This is a genomic window from Pseudomonas sp. 65/3-MNA-CIBAN-0223 (genome assembly GCF_040310425.1).
GTDB lineage: Bacteria > Pseudomonadota > Gammaproteobacteria > Pseudomonadales > Pseudomonadaceae > Aquipseudomonas > Aquipseudomonas gregormendelii.
On record NZ_JBEOPV010000359.1, the window covers coordinates 1 to 235 of the forward strand.

The window sequence follows — 235 nt, forward strand, 5'->3', positions numbered from 1 at the left end:
GTGCTTGGTCATCAGATAATGAGTCAGGACTAGATACCAACTGTCCTGGCGGCAATTGTGGAGGATCGAGTACTGGTGCAGATAATGTAAACGCTAGTGGCTCCGGTGGTGGTAATGTCAGTATTATGGACTATCGTTTATTTACCACTAGATGGTATGAGCAGCTATCGGAGTCAGTTAATGACTAGATATGGCAACAGCATACAGCGGTTATTGAGCGGTGTGTCAGCAAGTC

1 protein-coding gene is annotated in these 235 nt (G+C 46.0%); it reads left to right on the forward strand.

Annotation, left to right across the window (positions count from 1 at the left end; translation table 11 throughout):
- Positions 1-188 (forward strand): hypothetical protein (locus AAEZ09_RS29215; protein ID WP_350601803.1); only part of this gene is annotated, 188 nt, incomplete at its 5' end.
- Positions 189-235: the final 47 nt, after the last annotated feature.